This is a genomic window from Rhodococcus sp. H29-C3, assembly GCF_030063405.1.
Taxonomy (GTDB): domain Bacteria; phylum Actinomycetota; class Actinomycetes; order Mycobacteriales; family Mycobacteriaceae; genus Rhodococcoides.
This window is the reverse complement of the sequence record NZ_JASITC010000005.1, coordinates 412,534-428,772: the sequence shown is the minus strand read 5'-3', so window position 1 is coordinate 428,772 and position 16,239 is coordinate 412,534. Positions and strand designations below refer to the sequence as shown.

The following is a 16,239-nucleotide window of genomic DNA, read 5'->3' as shown; positions in this document are numbered from 1 at the left end:
CAGCGGGCGCACGTGCCCGCGGATCCGAAAGGACGTATTTGTTCGAGGTCGATTCTAGGCTGGCCTTCGACCACCACCTATAACCACTCGGCGATTGCTGGACTGGTAGCCCTCGATCACCGAGCAGTCGATCTGCCGCCGAAGGATGTCAGCGAATGGCTCGGACGTCCGGCTCCACTCGGCGGGCAAGCACGATGTTGACTTCGTCGAGCAGCTCGGCAAGTTCGAGGGGATAGACGGTTTCGCCGGTCGTACCCAAGGCTCGGATGTCGTCCTCCTCACACCAACGATGGCCGGTGACAGTTCGTCGTTCGAAATCGGTGAAGCCACCGTGCTGAGGTTCGAACTCCTGAGTGCGGTAGGCAAAGAACAGCTCTTCCGACCGAATCAGGGTTCCGTTGAAAGGGAACGTGGCTACCCGCCGCCACATCGGACCCCTGAGATCAGCTGCTTCGACTTCGAGACCTGTTTCCTCGTAGACCTCACGCACGGCCGCTTCACGCAGACTCTCGCCGGATTCGACCGCGCCGCCGATCGTGAACCAGAAGAAGATTTCCGGAACGATCGGGTCATGTCCACGCAACAACAGAACCCGGCCGCGTTCGTCGACGAGCACCACTCTCGCCGAGGTCCGCTGCACGGCTCTTTCCTTGTGGCCGAAGGTCTCCGACGCCGATCTTTCGGCAATTTCGAAGTACGTCGGCAAGGGCGCGGTACCGCCCAGATGCAAGATCCGCACGGGTGTGGTCGTTCGCAGCGCCAAGGTGTCCCGCACCGCGTCGTTATGGAAACGCCTCGCGATCAATACACGCGCTTCGGAATCTGCCAGTTCGGCAACCAGCTGCGGCGGAAGATCCGCCGGATCGAGAGCTGCGAGTGCCCCGGACACGGCATTCTCGGCGTCCTCACGTCGCGATCTCTCCGCCCTTTCGGCGGTGTCGGCCAAAGCGGCGAGTCGTTTACTGTCCTCGAGCTGATCGCGAGTCGCTGCCGACACTGCACGGGCCACCACGGCACGTCTGGCCAACGCCGAATCGAGTGATTGCCATGCGAGGTCCGACCGAACGTGAAGGCGATCCAATCGATTGGCCGTGGCGTAGGCCCACAGGCCGATGACCAGTATCACCACGGAAACCAAGCCCAGTACGAGAATTGTCAACGCAGACAGTGTCATCAGCTCGCCGCCCGCACCTTCTGGCCTCCGACGGTGACTGTCTCGTAGACGCGCATGATCTGTTCGGCGACCACCGGCCAGTCGTAGTCGACAACGGCTCGAACTGCGGCTTCGACCAATCCGACCCGTAGTTTCTCCGAGGACAACAGAGAATCGACAGCGGTCGCCAGCGCCTCGGAGTCGCCGATCGGAACGAGAAGCCCGGCGGCACCGTCGCGTAGCACTCGACGAAACGCATCGAGCTCACTGGCAACGACTGCTGTTCCCGACGCCATCGCTTCGACGAGCACGATTCCGAAACTCTCACCACCGAGGTTCGGCGCGCAGTAGACGTCTGCACTGCGCATCGCAGAAGCCTTTTCCGCGTCGTCGACCTGTCCGAGGAATCTCAGATGATGGCCGAGCACGCCTGCGTCGTTCCGCAGGCTTTCCGCGTCACCGCGACCGACGATGAGAATCTCGATATCGGGATGCCGCGCTACGAGCGACGGGAGGGCACCGAGGAGCACCCCCATACCTTTACGCGGTTCGTCGAAGCGCCCGAGAAACAGCACGGTTTTCCCCGCTCGCGGATAACCGGGCAAAAGCGGCGCCCCCGCGAATGCGGCGACGTCGACGCCATTGGGGATCTCGACGGCGTCGCCACCGAGGGCTTCGACCTGCCACCGTCGGGCAAGCTCGGACACCGCAATTCTGCCGCTGATCTTCTCGTGGTAAGGCCGAAGCACCCCTTGGAATGTGCTCAGGAACAACGACTTCGTGGTCGAGGTATGAAAAGTGGCGACGATCGGCCCGTCGGCGGCTTTGAGGGCGAGCATCGACAGACTCGGCGCATTGGGCTCATGAATGTGCAGAACGTCGAAATCGTTCTCACTGATCCATCGACGGATTCTCGAATAGGTCACGGGCCCGAAACGCAGACGGGCAACAGAGCCGTTGTACGGAATCGCCAATGCCTCACCGGCCGAGACGACGAAGTCCGGGAGCAGAGTCTCTTCCGATGCCGGCGCCAACACGCTGACACGGTGTCCGCGCTCGATGAACACTTCGGCAAGTTGTTGTACGTGCGCTTGCACTCCGCCCGGAACGTCGAAGGAGTACGGGCAGACCATCCCGATCCTCACGACTCCTCGATTCGTGCTCTTCGCTTGTCCGAAAGGTCGGACATCCACAGAGGTTGCAACATGTGCCAGTCCGCTGGGTGCTCGGCGATGTGCGAGGCGAACGAGTCGGCGAGCGCCTGAGTAGCAACGGCGACACCCTCGCCGACGTCGATGCGAGGTGAAATGGTGAAACCCCACCCGTCACCGTCGAAGTAGCCGTGTACCGGTAGCAGGTGTGCCCCGGTATCGAGGGCGAGCTTCGCAGGCCCGGCCGCCATCCGGGTCTGCTCTCCGAAGAACGAGACTGGCACACCGTGTTTCGCCAGGTCGCGTTCACTGAGCAGGCAGACGACCCCATTGGCTCGAAGCCTCTCGGACAATGCCGCGAAGGGCGGGGATTCTCCCCCGCTCAGCGGAAATATCTCGAATCCGAGGCCTTCGCGGTAGTCGACGAATCGCTGATACAACGATTCGGGATTCAGTCGTTCCGCAACGGTGGCGAAACGTCCGTAGGTTCGGACCAACCACATCCCTGCCATGTCCCAATTCCCGCTGTGCGGCAGAGCCAGCACCGCCCCGGAACCCTCACTCAGTGCGGCGTCGAGATGCTCACGCCCGTAAACACATTTGTCGATCACCGCGGCCTGGGAATCCAAGTCCATCGAGGGCAGCCGGAACGCTTCACGCCAGTAACGTGCATACGATCGGACGCTGTCGCGAATCAACTCGTCCGGCACCAAATGCGGGTGCACGTCGAGCACCCGAGCCAGATTCTTTCGCAATTGCTCCGGTCCACCGCGACGACGAGCAGCGAAATCTGCACCCTTGTCGAACAGCTTCCGAGCCAACGGGTCCGGAAGCGCTCGAACCACTCGCCACCCTGCGGCATACCCAGCATCGGTGGCGCGCTCGACGAGCGTCATCTCTATTCGGCCTTCCCATCGGATCCGGCTTCTGGCTGCGTGGTCGGCGGGAAGATGATCTCACGTGCGCCCTCGGACCGCCGCACGGCGAGTACTCGCTGAAAGACCGTGACCACGCTCGCCGCAGCGAGAATCCACATCGCCGGATAGACCAGGCTCTGGAGCCAAGGAATGTCGAAATGGAGACCGACACCGGTCAATCCAGCACCGACGAGCACAATCACCAGACGGTCCGGGCGTTCTATCCAACCACCGTCCGCCGACAGACCTGATGCTTCGGCACGGGCCTTGGCGTAGGAGATGACCTGCGAGGTGACGAGGCAGATCAGCGTTGCGATCAGCAACGGCTTGTCGTTCTCGGTGAACACAGCCCACCAGGCGAGGCCACCGAAAATGGCACCATCGGCGACCCGATCGCAGGTGGCGTCGAGAACCGCGCCGTATTTGGTACCACCACCTCTGGCCCGAGCCATTGCACCATCGAGCATGTCGAACAAGACGAACAACGTGATGACGACCGCTCCCCACCACAGGTGTCCGGCCGGGAACAGCGTCACCGCGGCAGCCACTGTCGCGACCGTTCCGATCAACGTCACCGCGTTTGGTGTCAGCCCGGTGCTGTTCAACGCCTTACCCAGCGGGGCGGTCAGTTTCGATACCGAGGCCCGTCCGAAGACGCTCAGCATGACGACGTCCCGTCGCCGCGTCTACTCATTCGTTCCATGCCGATGACAGGAGAGCACGAGTCTCACGTAGCAACTGAGGCATCACCTTGGTGCCGCTGATCACGGTGATGAAATTCGCGTCGCCTCCCCATCGTGGAACGATGTGCTGATGCAGATGCTCGGACAACGAACCCCCTGCTGCAGCACCGAGATTGAGGCCGACGTTGAATCCGTGTGGCCGCGACACTCTTTTGATGACGCGAATGGTGTTTTGAGTGAACTCCATCAGCTCGGCGCTCTCGGCGGAGGTGAGATCCTCGAGCGCGGCGACACGCCGGTACGGCACAACCATCGTGTGCCCGGGGTTGTACGGATAGAGATTGAGCACGGCATACACCTGCTCGCCCCGCGCCACGACGAGACCGTCCTCGTCACTCATCTGCGGAATGTCGGAGAACGGTTCGCTGGACTGATTTTTTGCCCCGGGTGCCTCGGCTATGTACGACATCCGATGCGGCGTCCACAACCGCTGCAGACGATCGGGATGACCGAGACCGGTATCGACGATCGCCGCATCCTGTTCGGGCATTGTCAGCTCACTCCTGAAGTGTCGGGAACAAAGAGCGCGGCAGTAGGAGATGTATTGGTGCGTGCGGTAACCCAGGCGACGATCAGAGTTACCGCATCAGCGGTCGGGACACCGTTGACCTGTGTGCCGTCACGGAAACGGAAACTGACAGCACCTGCCTCGACGTCGCGCTCTCCTGCCAGGAGCATGAAAGGAACCTTCTGCGCGGTCTGGTTGAAAATCTTCTTCTGCATTCGGTCGTCGCTCGCGTCGACCTCCGCACGTATCCCGAGCTTCTTCAAGTCGGCAATCACGGAGAACAAGTGATCCTGATGGACTTCTGCGACGGGGATGCCAACGACCTGCACCGGTGACAACCACGCTGGGAACGCTCCCGCGTAATGCTCGGTGAGTAGGCCGAAGAATCGCTCGATGGAGCCGAACAGAGCCCGGTGAATCATGACCGGACGCTCCTTCGTCCCACCGGACGCGGTGTACTCGAGCTCGAACCTCTCGGGCAAGTTGAAATCGAGTTGAATGGTCGACATCTGCCAGGTTCGACCGAGAGCGTCTCTGGCTTGCACCGAGATCTTCGGACCGTAGAACGCGGCACCACCCGGATCCGGCACCAAGTCCAGGCCCGATGCGGCAGCGACCTCGGCGAGAGTGTTCGTTGCCTCCTCCCACACCTCTTCGCTGCCCACGGACTTGTCCGGGTTACGAGTCGACAGTTCGAGATAGAACTCGTCGAGCCCGTAGTCCTTCAGGAGGCCGAGCACGAATTCCAACGCTCGAGTGAGCTCTTCGTGCATCTGATCCCGTGTGCAGAAGATGTGAGCATCGTCCTGAGTCATTCCGCGCACACGAGTGAGCCCGTGGATCACACCGGACTTCTCGTAGCGATACACCGACCCGAATTCGAACAAGCGCAGTGGCAGTTCGCGATACGACCGACCCCGCGAGCGGAAGATCAAGTTGTGCATCGGACAATTCATCGGCTTGAGGTAGTAATCCTGGCCGGGCTTGCGCACCGCGCCGTCCTCATCGAGTTCGGCGTCGAGATGCATCGCGGGGAACATGCCGTCGCGGTACCAATCCAAATGGCCGGAAACCTCGTACAGGTGGCCCTTGGTGATATGCGGGGTGTTGACGAACTCGTAGCCCTCTTCGATATGACGTTGTCGTGAATAGTTCTCGAGCTCGTTCCTGATCACGCCACCCTTCGGGTGGAAAACAGGAAGGCCCGAGCCCAGCTCATCCGGGAAGCTGAACAAGTCGAGCTCCGAACCCAATTTGCGGTGGTCTCGACGCTCGGCTTCCGCCAGCAACTCGAGGTGCTTGTCCAACGCCTCGGTCGACTCCCAGGCAGTGCCGTAAATCCGCTGCAGGTCCGCATTGTCTTGGTTTCCCCGCCAATATGCCGCGGAGCTGCGAGTCAATTTGAACGCCGGCACGTATTTGGTCGTCGGAATATGGGGCCCGCGGCACAAATCCCCCCAAATGCGTTCTCCGGTTCGGGGATTCAAGTTGTCGTACGCGGTGAGTTCGCCGCCGCCGATTTCCATGATCTCGGGATCGTCGATACCGGACTTGTCGTTCACGAGCTCGAGCTTGTACGGCTCATCTGCGAGTTCTTCGCGTGCCTGGTCGATCGACTCGTACACCCGCCGCGAGAATCGCTGGCCGGCCTTGACGATCTGCTTCATCTTCTTCTCTAGAGCAATCAGATCTTCGGGAGTGAACGGAGTCTTCACGTCGAAGTCGTAGTAGAAGCCGTCCTTGATAAAGGGACCGATTCCCAGTTTGGCGTCCGGAAAGAGTTCTTGCACGGCCTGCGCGAGGACGTGCGCGGCCGAATGACGGATCACGCTTCGCCCGTCTTCGGTGTTCGCGGCCACCGGTTCGACCTCGGCATCGCCCTCAGGAGCCCACGACAGGTCGCGAAGGTGCCCTTCGGCGTCTCGGACCACCACGATGGCGTCGGGCCCCTTGTTCGGGAGACCGGTGTCCCGTAACGCCGTTCCAGCGGTCGTTCCAGCCGGCACCATGATGCGGGCGGGTGAGACGTCTGTTGCGGGCATGGTCACGGCGATGTACTCCTCGATAGGTCATTTCGGTCGGGTGAGACCGAAGGACAGCCTATCGGGAACTCACTTCGGACTCTTACCTCACTCCGGCCTGCATGCTCAGAGTGGGCTCGCGAGCCAGTGCCAGTCCGGCCCGACCCAACCGGCGACCAGATACAGACCGCCGATCAACCACAACGTAGCGAGGACCACACCTGCGGTGAACAGCACTCCCAATGCCCTGATTGCGATCGACTGGCGCGAGAACCATTCCATGAACGCGTCGTACTTCCCGCGGGCGAACTGCAGGAGTCGATGCGCCCAGGTGAACTCGGATGCGAGGATGCCCAACCCGGCGAAGACGATCAGCCAGCCCGGACCCGGGTACGGGATCGCAATGATGCCGAGAACCAGGACTGCAAACCCGACGACACCGACTACGACGCGGTAAGTCAGGTCGACAGCAGGATTGGACCCGATCTTGGCGCGAAGTCGATGTCTCCGCTGAGAGAGGCGATCGAGAACACTGTTCTCGTCGTCGGTCTCTGCCTGATCGGTGCGAACGTCGTCGGCTGCCACGGTCCCAGGCTAGACGAATCAGCCACGCGGCGTGCCGCACCAACCACCTCGGCAGCGTGAGCTATCTCGGTCCGATCAGCATGCTGCCTGGCGAGCGGGCTATGGGTTGAGAAGCCCCACAGCAGGCACACCAATGGGAATAGGGGACGACACAGCGGTGGCCCAGATGCCGACGGGCCCGTTGCCTGTGGTGATGGTCGTAGGTGTCGACCCGACAACCGTGGCACCGCTGGCCCCATTTGCGAAGTTGATCCACCTCACCGACAAATCTTGGGTGAACCCAGCGCACCGTGGTCCCAGCGGGTTGCACATCGGACCAGCACTGAAACGGACGTTGCCGGTTCCATTGGTGGCTGCGTCGAGTATCTCGTATCCGAAGGGGAACGGGTCGCCTGCGACGAAGTCGGTTCGGAAAGTGTGCGAGGTGAACGCCGGTTCGTCCACCGGTGCGGCCGCCGCGGGAGCGGTGCCCACTACTGCCGCACCTGCCAGGGCACACCCAACCACGGCAGAGCGAATGAGATTCGTACGACGTGAAAGCATCGATGACTCCTCGGGTGGGCGCTGTGTGTGCCGTATCAACACGGCGCCACCGTACCGCTGCACCTGGATCTGGATCAATGGTTCGCGGCGCACACTCTCGTCCATCTAGTTACCAGCAAAAGAAGACGAGCGCAGTGAAATTCGATCGAGCGAGTCACTGGTGTGAGTTGGTGTACGAGCGAATCAAGAGAACGGCTACCGTGCCTAGCGAGGCACCAATAACCACGGTAGCCAGAGCCGCGACGAAAGAATCGCTTGTAATCCACACGGACACTGCGCCGAACGTCAGTCCGATGGCACCAGCGATCGCCGCTTGCTTTTCATTCGATCTCATCGAACCACGCCCGTCTCCGGCTTTGGACGATCCGCCCGGAGGTTTCTCGCGCCGGCACCACTATCGAGTATGCAGGGCAGGGGCAAGGGTGGTGCGCCAGGCTTCGCGGAGCTCGTCTTCGAACAGTCCCCAGGTATGCGCGCCTTCGGCGCGCATCGACACCGTCGCCGGCACCCCCTGCACTCGCAGCGCGTCGACGAAGATGCCGGTGCAATAGTGCACCAACGCTTCGACTGCCATCCCCCCGAACGGAGGGATGGCCCCGGCTGGAGTCTGGTCGACCGGCCCTGGATTTCCCTGCGAGGCAGAGACATACACCGCAGTTCCGCGTAGCCGCTCGACGTTGACGGCCGGGTCGTGCTCACGCCAGCCCGGGCTTCCCGGTAGACCCCACATGTTGAACGGATTGTTCAATCCTCCCGCGATCATTGCCGATATCCCAGCTACGGCAAGGGGGTCCGAGGGGGCCGGGCAACCACTGAACGAGGCAGCAGCATCGAATACATCCGGAGCCTGAATCGCCAAGTCCAATGCAGGGCCACCGGACATCGACAACCCCGCTACCGCACGACGCCCGTTCGAGCCGTACGCGGCGTCGATCGCCGCCGGCAGTTCCCGGGTGAGGTAGGTCTGCCAGCGATTGGTCCCCAGCACCGGATCAGGTGCCTGCCAATCGGTGTAGAAACTGAACCGGCCCCCGATCGGTAGCACCACCGTCACGTTCTTGTCTGCGAAGAACCCTTCGACACCGGAATTGTCGAGCCACCCCACCCCGTCCTCGTTACCCAAAGCGCCGTTAAGTAGAACCAGCGACGGGGTCACTCCACCAGATGCGGGACGGAGGACTTCGTTGGCGATGACCCTGTTCATCGACGGTGAAAACACCTCGAGAACCTCTCGGGTCGCCGACACCGGACGCCGTTCCACCGTCTGTCCAATCTCTGCCGAGCCGGAACCGGGCGGTTGCGCATACGCTGGAACCACGACAGAAGCCATCGTCGTGACCGCGACGGCAACCACCGCAACCGCTTTCGGCCCCATGCACTTCGTACCGGGCTTCCGACTCGATTTCTGTCTCATTGGCCACATACGCACCAGACGAGCATTCCACGAGCATCGTTGCCCTCCGCTAACGATCGAGTCACAAAACCGTTCGCTCCGTCCGTGTCGAGACCGCGTGAATGCAGCTTCTGCTCGACGGCCTGCACCTACTCGGCACCCGTTCGGTATGAGCAAGAGCGTAGACAGCACCAAAACATCCTCACCCGCACGCACAACACCTCGAAATACCGCTGCCCGGGCTACACCCAGAGGCAAATATGGCCGAACCCGGCCCCGCGACACCCGGGTCGTCATGATCGCGATATCGACGGTGATTACCTGCCGCAGCATCCGCTGGATGTGTTCGCGAACGGATCGGCCGCGCCGGTACCGCGTCGAATCCAATCCATTGAGTGATCGACGCAATGCATGGCTGAGCTACCACTACCATCGATAATCAACCGAAGTTGTATACCTCGGTCGGCACCGGTACGTCCGACACGACGTTCGAGCCGTCCCAGCTGAACGTCACGTCTGCATTGCCCTGCGGGCAGCAGTTCGGCTCGTTGCCCACCAGCCACGAATAGTGCACGGTCACCGAATCATCGGTGCTACCGGATATCGATGTGAACGCGGACGGGCTCGGGGTGGCAAGCCGGGCGAACTTGTCGGCGTGAAAAAACATGATGTTTTCAGGCGAACTACCGGTGCCACTGGGGGTCTCGGCGACCGCCCACGTGAGCGTCGGGCAGTTCGGCATTGCCGCCGTTGTGTGCTCACCGATTTCGTAGTAATCACTTCCCGGCGGCGGGCCCAATGTGGCTATGACATTCTGCACCAGGTCGGAACTGGTGTCCAAGCACGGATCCCCTTGGTGCACCGGCACCGTCGCCGATGGATCCGTCGGGTTGTCCACCGGCGTCGGCGGCGGTGGCGCGTCCGGAGTCGCCGGAGCACCCGACTCGCCCGCCCGGGACGACGCACCTACCGAACCGCTCACCCGGGTGGGTGCAGATGGCTGCGACTTCACCGCATCGACGGTGCTGGTTGCAGCCGCCCCCACACTGCCGTCGTCGGAACATCCGGTCGCCAAAGCTAGCACCACAACTGCAGCTATTGCTGCGTGCACAAGTGTCTTCATCATCCCCTCGGTCCTCCCGACTGTCGGGCGACCGCCAATCACCATCGCTCAACAGGTCTCTCGCATTGGGCGGGGTGACTGTTACGCCCGTCACGTAACGACTTGATCCAATAGGCAGGACATGCGCCGGTCCGCCAGCACCTCGCCCACAGATCCGCCCGCCGCTGTCCGGAGTGTCTGTCGGTCATGCCGGCATCACACCTGGCATATTCCATAGCATGGTGAACGAACTGCACCGTCCGGATCGGGCGGATGTGGAGGGGCACCCGACGTGGCTTCTCGCACTACTGGGGGTCACAGCAGCCGTGGCCTTTGTTGCGCATGACAGATTGTTGTCGTTCGAGCAGTTCTATGGTCCCTTCGGTAACTTCATCGACGCGGTGGTGTATCGGTACGGAGGCCACACCTTCCTGGAAAGTGAGCCGCTCTATACCTTCATGCTCGAGGATGCGTTGCCGTTCACGTATCTGCCATTCGCTGCGCTGATTTTCGCTCCACTCGCTTACTTGTCCCGTCGTTGGTGCGCAAACGCTGGTGGCGGTACTCGATATCGGACTCTTGTATGTGGCCGTTCACCTGAGCTGGCGTCAATTGGGATACGAGAACACGACGCGTTTACGCCTGCTGAGTATGTTTCTTGCAGGCGCTTTCACATGGCTGGAACCTGTGCGGATGACGATCTGGCTCGGACAGATCAACTTGCTGCTGCTCGTGTTGGTGCTGTGGGATCTTGGACGACCCGCAGACAGCCGCCTGCGTGGGGTCGGCGTGGGTATCGCCGCAGGGCTGAAACTGACCCCGGCCTTGTTCATCGTGCTTCTCGCCGTAGTCCGAGATACCCGAGCGTTCATTTGTGCCTCGGTGACGTTTGTCGCCACGATCATCGTGGGATTCGTTGTGATTCCGGGCGACTCCTGGACTTACTGGGCGGGGACCATCGTCCGATCGGATCGAATCGGACTGATCTCTTCACCGGCCAACCAGTCGATTCGCGGCATTCTGGCCCGTGTGTTGCACACCGAGAATCCGCCGATGGTGTTGTGGATCGCGTGCGCCGGCGTAGTAGCCATGGGCGGATTGTGGGCCGCCCACATAGCTCACAGTCGCGGTGAGCACTTGCTTGCTATAACCATCTGCGGCCTGACAGCTCCCATGATTTCGCCTTTCTCGTGGGGCCATCACTGGGTATGGACCGTCCCTCTGATAGTTCTGACCTTGCATTACGCAGCGCGCATCGGGACGTGGTGGTCAGCCGTCCTGCCCGTCGTGCTCGTTCTTCCCTTGTTCGCCTGGTACAAGACTTACCCAGACGGGACGGTCACGATCGGCATTTTCATGACCCATGGCATCCCAGTCGTTCGTGTCGCTGCGCAGACTGCGTATCCGATCGTCTACCTTCTGATGCTCACCACTGCAGTGGTGTGCCTGGCCCGCCGACCGGTGAGGTCGCCGATCTGAAGACCGGGGAGGGTAGCGGCAGAAGACAAGGCGGAACTCCAGATTTGCTGGACTGTTCCGAACGGCAGGTAACTTCTTGCGGCCGGCGTCATGTGAGAGGACTGCTGTTATCCCCGAGTTTCCTTTTCGCGACCTGCGGCGATAAACCGTCCGATCACTGCTCTCGGTAGGTGTTTGCCTACCACCGGGGGGCGTAGTTGCTCCGATGCCAGGTCAAGTTGTCGCAGAAGGAGCAGCGCCCACAGAGACCCACAAACCTGTCGGGCCTACGAGCCCAAGAACCGGGACCACCTGAAACGCAAGAAACGCAAGAAACGCAAGAAACGCAAGAAACGCAAGAAACGCAAGAAACGCAAGAAACGCAAGAAACCGCCTGTTACCAGGCGGTTTCTAGTTGTGGTCCCGGCTGGGATCGAACCAGCGACCTTCCGCGTGTGAAGCGGACGCTCTCCCACTGAGCCACGGGACCGTTGTCTGATCACGTCATGCGTGATCGAACGAGGCAAACGTTAACACGGGTCTCACCCGGATCTCGACTCGGCCTTATCCCGTTCTCCGGGCGCCATCTACGACCCCCGATTGCCGGCTCCTGCCACCTTTGACTCTCAAATCCACTTCTGACCACGCGATTTGTGAGTTCGTCTGCCGTTGGTCTAATGTTTTGACCGCACCGCAGAGAGAGCAACTGCCTCTGAGGAGCATGCGGATGTGGCGCAGTGGTAGCGCATCACCTTGCCAAGGTGAGGGTCGCGGGTTCGAATCCCGTCATCCGCTCGAGGGACTAGGGCCCGTTGGTGGAGTGGCCGAGTGGTGAGGCAACGGCCTGCAAAGCCGTGCACACGGGTTCGATTCCCGTCTCCACCTCGTAACGAAGCGAAGGTTCCCGACCTTCAACTTCTGATCTTGCGCGATTAGCTCAGCGGGAGAGCGCTTCCCTGACACGGAAGAGGTCACTGGTTCAATCCCAGTATCGCGCACCATAGAAATACCAGGTCAGACCCCCTTTCGAGGGGGTCTTTCTTGTGTTTGCACCACGTGTGCACGACGTGGTCGTGCACACCATGGCCGCCGAGCGGTCACCGAAAGTCATATGACGCTGTGCGTCCATGTCTCGTGGACCTGGCCCTCACGTTCGAGTTCGAGCTGGTTACGCAACTCTCGATCGCCTGGTGCCGCGTCGAGCCGCGCAGCTTCCTTCTTTGTGATGACGCGATAGTCGACAAGTAATTCGTCTCCCGGCATCACCCCCGAGACGTTGAGCACTAGATAGTCGCCCTTGCGCAGGGTTCGCCAGTCCGAATGCGGGTTCGCGCTATTGACGGGTATCTGACCGTAATCGAATATCCACGTGCCGCGCAGCTGCACAGGCTTACGCCCGGTCCGTGTCAACACAACGACGTCTGTCGGCGTTCTTCCAGTGAGCGTGAACGGCGGCGGGCGCAGGAACGCCTTAGCGTCACGCAGTCCCGCCGGGGCCGCGAATATGGCCGCTGCCACGGCGGCAATGGCGGTGACGATAATCAGTGATAGTTCCACTGCGAAAGATTCTCATAGCAACAGAGAGCGACCACAAACAACTGCCGCCGAGCGGTCACCGAACGCATCCGAGCGGTGACAGAACAGTGCCCCCGGCCTCGTGAGAGACCGGGGACGTTACTGCTGTTGTCGGCACCGCACCGACCGCACGGTGCCAACGCCGCCCGCCGTCGGTAGCGGGTGGGGTCTGGTTACGCGGTGAGGCTCACCTTGGCGACACCGAGGGGTGCGAACACGTCCACGTTGGCGCGTGTCTCCACGCGGCAACGTAGCTGGTTGCGGTTGAAATCGTCGCCCACGTTCTCGGACCACTTGACCTCGAACGCGCCGGTGATGCCGACGGCAACCGCCGCCTTGTCGATCACAAGGCCGGTGCCCGAGGGAACCGCCAACGAGGTACCCACGGACACGCCCCATAGCTTCAATTCGGCGCGGGCTACCGGCAACGCGCTACCCGCGTCGAACTGTCCATCGGATCGGCGGGCAAGCTCGATTGCCTCCCAATCGAACGGTGAGAGCAGAACGACGCCCGCGATGTGTCCGACGTTCTCCAACGCCGTGATCGCCTTGCGGATCGTCGTCGTGCGGTCGACCGCGTAATCGACGAGCTGGATACCGCTTGTCCCTAGGATGCCCGTCACCTTGACGGTCGGGTCGACGACCTCGGGCGCGGTGCCCGAGATGACGAGACGTTCGAGCGCCTCGGCCAACCCACCGACGAGTTCGTTCTGCACGAACTGGGTGAGGCTTGCCGCATCTTCGAGCCAGAACTTGTCCACCGGATCGCTCAAGTGAGCTACAACCTTCAGGTGCGACTCGATCCGTTCGAGGCTCATCTTGCTCGTGGGCTTGAGCGCGCCGGTCGCCACGACCGCGGCGTTGTTCTCCCGAGTGACCTGCCTCAAGTAGGCGTAGATCGCCCCGCGTTGGATCGCCGGGATGACGTCGAGCGCCGAGGTGGCGATACGCCCGAGGTCGTATGGCGCGTCGGTGAGTGGAATGTCGGTGACCGTGGTGCCGGGTGAGGCAATGGCTTTCTGCCCGAGCGCATCGGTGGCACCCATCTTGGAGCTGATTGCCCGCGTGGCGGCCTTACGGCCCGAACTGTGCAGGTCGATCCGGCCCATGCGCTCACCGCTGCCCTTGTACTCGACGTTGCCGTTGTGGTCGACGCTCACGTTCTTGAACTGTGCGGCCACCCCCGCGGAACGCTTGGCGGCTTGGATTGTCTTGTCGAGTTCGGTGACTCGATCCGCGGCTTTGCCGAGCGCGTCGGCCTCGTCCGCACTCGGTGCGCGGCCCTCACCTTGATACTCGGCAATAATTTCCTGTGCCGTCTCGATAAGTTTCTTGCGCAGTTCTTCCAAGGTCAATCCCGCGGCGGCGGGGTCGGCCTTGGATAGCTGGATTGCGCGCTGTGATGTGTTCATGGTGGTGCCCCTTTGGACTCACGCGCCTTGCGGCACAGTTGAATTGGTGAGCCATGCGGGCCGTTTATGCGACGGTCGGGGCGTTCGGCGGGCCATTTCGTTGTGCACATGGTTGGCCGATGCCCCGCTGCTCATACGGGTGGCATAGGCGACGACCTCGACGGGCCGGTCTGCCGCGGCGTATTGCAAGGCCCACGAACCCGGTTGGTCAAGATCGACGCAAGGGCCACGATACCCGCGGAACGTGTTGTGCAGCAATGCTACCCCTCGGGACTAGCGCCAGATTGCAGGATTCCAATGATCCGCGGCAAGGGGGGATTCACACTCGACGGTGTCCCACGGTTCCATCGGGTCGGGCGCGACCGTCAACGTCGACGGCTCGGGCACCGGGGCCTCGTCGTGGTCACTCATATGTCCTCACTCGGTGGTAGTGCGTCCTCGACGGTCTCGGCGTCGAAATCCCACTCAGCAGGTAGAGCGGGCTTGGCGGCCACCACCGACTCTTTCGGCCAGGAACCTAGGGTGTCGTAATGATACTGGGCACAAAGCGCCTCGGGGCGGTCGACATACTTGCCGACCAAGGCGGTGCACCGCTCGAAATCACCTTGATAACCCCACGAAATCCGCACCGCACCCCTCCCGAGGCACCAATAGACCCTTGGATGATCCGCGTCGGGGTCGGTGTTCTGCCCCTCGAACTTGAGGCGTAGTGCGGCGGTGGCGAAATAGGCCCGCAGCTCGGCCTCGGTACTCACGATTGCCCCGCGAATGGATTAGGGACGCCGTCGAGGGCGTCCTCGGTCGGCGCGCTGCCACGTGAGGCCGCACCCTCACTCACCGGGTTCAAACCGAACGTCGAGGTCATCAGTCGGTGCTCGACGAGGAAACCACGGTACAGCTTGACCTCGGGCCGTTCGCGGTACAGGGCCGTCACCGCACCGGCGGCGTCACGGACGGTGACACGTTGCTTGAATCCGTTCTTGCGCAGGTACTTTCGTAGCCGCACGAGTTCCGACCACGTTTCGCACAGGTTGACGAGTGCGGCGCGGTCACCGATCTTGAGCCAGTGCCCAATCGACTCGATAATCCGATCCCATTCGAGGCTTGCCTCGGCGGTGAGGTCGGCGGGCTTATCGGGTTCGTGACGCTCGACCCGAGGGTTCGGCATTGCGCGACCGGCAGAGTCGACGCCCTCGTGGCGGGCCGTGAGTAGCCGCAATTCGTAGGGCTTTTTGGCGGGCATCGGCAACGCCTCCGTTCGTGTGAACCGAGGCCCCGAGGACAGGTCGCCTCGGGGCATCGGGTGCGGGCATCTTGGGAAGGCACGCACCCCGACCTTACAGGTTTGTACCGCCCATTGTATTGCTACCCCGCGGCGCATGTGCATTTGTGCACCTTAGGGTGCCCTACTAAACCGCTTCCCCCAGGTCGGGGCCGATTAGTGGCCGATGCCAGGCCCCAATACGGGGTCGGACTGCCACTCACGTACCGATTCCCGGCCCTGAGAGCCACGCTCACAGCCGAACGCGCCGGTTGTGCAGGTAAATTAAGCCCGACAGAGGGGGGTCTCAGACCGACTCAGGGGCTTAGAACGGAACTCAGGGGGTGTCTCGGGTCGGTGACGTCGTCGCCCCGACCCGAAGCCGTTCCCACCGAGTCGTGCATTTCTGCACATGTG

At 61.8% G+C, this 16,239-nt stretch carries 16 protein-coding genes and 4 tRNA genes; 4 read left to right on the top strand and 16 right to left on the bottom strand.

Features of this window, described 5'->3' with window-relative positions; all coding sequences use genetic code 11:
• Positions 1–148 precede the first annotated feature (148 nt).
• From QMK32_RS15060 to QMK32_RS15015, 10 genes are all read right to left on the bottom strand, one after another.
• Entirely contained in the window at positions 149–1,174 is a 1,026-nt protein-coding gene (locus QMK32_RS15060) for an NUDIX hydrolase (protein ID WP_283475806.1), read from the bottom strand.
• A complete protein-coding gene (locus QMK32_RS15055) occupies positions 1,174–2,298 on the bottom strand; it encodes a glycosyltransferase family 4 protein (RefSeq protein WP_283475805.1) in 1,125 nt (374 codons plus the stop codon). The genes QMK32_RS15060 and QMK32_RS15055 overlap by 1 nt, the downstream gene beginning before the upstream one ends.
• Positions 2,295–3,200: a phosphatidylinositol mannoside acyltransferase gene (locus tag QMK32_RS15050; RefSeq protein WP_283475804.1), complete on the bottom strand. Its 906-nt coding sequence runs from the start codon at positions 3,198–3,200 to the stop codon at positions 2,295–2,297. The genes QMK32_RS15055 and QMK32_RS15050 overlap by 4 nt, the downstream gene beginning before the upstream one ends.
• Before the next feature lie 2 nt (positions 3,201–3,202).
• Entirely contained in the window at positions 3,203–3,886 is a 684-nt protein-coding gene (gene pgsA, locus QMK32_RS15045) for a phosphatidylinositol phosphate synthase (RefSeq protein ID WP_283475803.1), read from the bottom strand.
• 25 nt (positions 3,887–3,911) lie between these two features.
• Positions 3,912–4,454 carry an ATP adenylyltransferase gene (locus QMK32_RS15040; RefSeq protein ID WP_269305537.1) on the bottom strand — a complete coding sequence of 181 codons (543 nt, stop codon included), beginning with the start codon at positions 4,452–4,454 and terminating at the stop codon, positions 3,912–3,914.
• Positions 4,455–4,456: 2 nt separating this feature from the next.
• Positions 4,457–6,520, bottom strand: coding sequence for a threonine--tRNA ligase (gene thrS, locus QMK32_RS15035; RefSeq protein WP_283475801.1), 2,064 nt, complete (start codon positions 6,518–6,520; stop codon positions 4,457–4,459).
• Positions 6,521–6,619: 99 nt separating this feature from the next.
• A complete protein-coding gene (locus QMK32_RS15030) occupies positions 6,620–7,078 on the bottom strand; it encodes a TIGR02611 family protein (protein ID WP_283475800.1) in 459 nt (152 codons plus the stop codon).
• A gap of 99 nt (positions 7,079–7,177) precedes the next feature.
• Complete coding sequence (locus QMK32_RS15025; protein WP_283475799.1) at positions 7,178–7,726, bottom strand: hypothetical protein; 549 nt, start codon at positions 7,724–7,726, stop codon at positions 7,178–7,180.
• 289 nt (positions 7,727–8,015) lie between these two features.
• The gene (locus QMK32_RS15020; RefSeq protein ID WP_283475798.1) at positions 8,016–8,996 is read right to left on the bottom strand and encodes an alpha/beta hydrolase; all 981 of its coding nucleotides are present in this window, start codon (positions 8,994–8,996) and stop codon (positions 8,016–8,018) included.
• A 457-nt stretch (positions 8,997–9,453) separates the two neighbouring features.
• Entirely contained in the window at positions 9,454–10,140 is a 687-nt protein-coding gene (locus tag QMK32_RS15015; protein WP_283475797.1) for an LppP/LprE family lipoprotein, read from the bottom strand.
• Positions 10,141–10,671: 531 nt separating this feature from the next.
• On the opposite strand from QMK32_RS15015, the gene QMK32_RS15010 reads away from it, so the two are divergent.
• Positions 10,672–11,595, top strand: a complete 924-nt coding sequence (locus QMK32_RS15010; protein WP_283475796.1) for a glycosyltransferase 87 family protein — start codon at positions 10,672–10,674, stop codon at positions 11,593–11,595.
• 397 nt (positions 11,596–11,992) lie between these two features.
• On the opposite strand, the gene QMK32_RS15005 is transcribed toward QMK32_RS15010, so the two are convergent.
• Positions 11,993–12,064, bottom strand: a tRNA-Val gene (locus tag QMK32_RS15005).
• Between the two features lie 233 nt (positions 12,065–12,297).
• Between QMK32_RS15005 and QMK32_RS15000 the strand changes: the two genes are divergently transcribed.
• From QMK32_RS15000 to QMK32_RS14990, 3 genes are all read left to right on the top strand, one after another.
• A tRNA-Gly gene (locus QMK32_RS15000) sits at positions 12,298–12,369 on the top strand.
• Positions 12,370–12,388: 19 nt separating this feature from the next.
• Positions 12,389–12,459, top strand: a tRNA-Cys gene (locus QMK32_RS14995).
• A gap of 41 nt (positions 12,460–12,500) precedes the next feature.
• Positions 12,501–12,575 (top strand) — tRNA-Val (locus tag QMK32_RS14990).
• A 106-nt stretch (positions 12,576–12,681) separates the two neighbouring features.
• On the opposite strand, the gene QMK32_RS14985 is transcribed toward QMK32_RS14990, so the two are convergent.
• The 5 genes from QMK32_RS14985 to QMK32_RS14965 form a co-directional block, all read right to left on the bottom strand.
• Entirely contained in the window at positions 12,682–13,131 is a 450-nt protein-coding gene (locus QMK32_RS14985; protein WP_283475795.1) for a hypothetical protein, read from the bottom strand.
• Positions 13,132–13,322: 191 nt separating this feature from the next.
• Positions 13,323–14,561 (bottom strand): phage major capsid protein, encoded by a 1,239-nt coding sequence (locus QMK32_RS14980; RefSeq protein WP_283475794.1) that lies wholly within the window; start codon positions 14,559–14,561, stop codon positions 13,323–13,325.
• A gap of 273 nt (positions 14,562–14,834) precedes the next feature.
• On the bottom strand, positions 14,835–14,972 hold the full coding sequence (locus tag QMK32_RS14975) for a hypothetical protein (RefSeq protein WP_283475793.1): 138 nt from the start codon (positions 14,970–14,972) through the stop codon (positions 14,835–14,837).
• A complete protein-coding gene (locus QMK32_RS14970) occupies positions 14,969–15,316 on the bottom strand; it encodes a hypothetical protein (RefSeq protein WP_283475792.1) in 348 nt (115 codons plus the stop codon). Before QMK32_RS14970 ends, QMK32_RS14975 begins: the two co-directional genes overlap by 4 nt.
• On the bottom strand, positions 15,313–15,804 hold the full coding sequence (locus tag QMK32_RS14965) for a P27 family phage terminase small subunit (RefSeq protein ID WP_283475791.1): 492 nt from the start codon (positions 15,802–15,804) through the stop codon (positions 15,313–15,315). The genes QMK32_RS14970 and QMK32_RS14965 overlap by 4 nt, the downstream gene beginning before the upstream one ends.
• Between the last annotated feature and the right edge of the window lie 435 nt (positions 15,805–16,239).

What these genes read in the sequence shown, in the direction of transcription:
- QMK32_RS15060 (WP_283475806.1), bottom strand. Translation starts at nt 1,174, where the DNA reads ATGACACTGTCTGCGTTGACAATTCTCGTACTGGGCTTGGTTTCCGTG.
- QMK32_RS15050 (WP_283475804.1), bottom strand. Translation starts at nt 3,200, where the DNA reads ATGACGCTCGTCGAGCGCGCCACCGATGCTGGGTATGCCGCAGGGTGG.
- pgsA (WP_283475803.1), bottom strand. Translation starts at nt 3,886, where the DNA reads ATGCTGAGCGTCTTCGGACGGGCCTCGGTATCGAAACTGACCGCCCCG.
- QMK32_RS15040 (WP_269305537.1), bottom strand. Translation starts at nt 4,454, where the DNA reads ATGCCCGAACAGGATGCGGCGATCGTCGATACCGGTCTCGGTCATCCC.
- QMK32_RS15025 (WP_283475799.1), bottom strand. Translation starts at nt 7,726, where the DNA reads ATGGACGAGAGTGTGCGCCGCGAACCATTGATCCAGATCCAGGTGCAG.
- QMK32_RS15020 (WP_283475798.1), bottom strand. Translation starts at nt 8,996, where the DNA reads ATGGGGCCGAAAGCGGTTGCGGTGGTTGCCGTCGCGGTCACGACGATG.
- QMK32_RS15015 (WP_283475797.1), bottom strand. Translation starts at nt 10,140, where the DNA reads ATGATGAAGACACTTGTGCACGCAGCAATAGCTGCAGTTGTGGTGCTA.
- QMK32_RS14980 (WP_283475794.1), bottom strand. Translation starts at nt 14,561, where the DNA reads ATGAACACATCACAGCGCGCAATCCAGCTATCCAAGGCCGACCCCGCC.
- QMK32_RS14975 (WP_283475793.1), bottom strand. Translation starts at nt 14,972, where the DNA reads ATGAGTGACCACGACGAGGCCCCGGTGCCCGAGCCGTCGACGTTGACG.
- QMK32_RS14965 (WP_283475791.1), bottom strand. Translation starts at nt 15,804, where the DNA reads ATGCCCGCCAAAAAGCCCTACGAATTGCGGCTACTCACGGCCCGCCAC.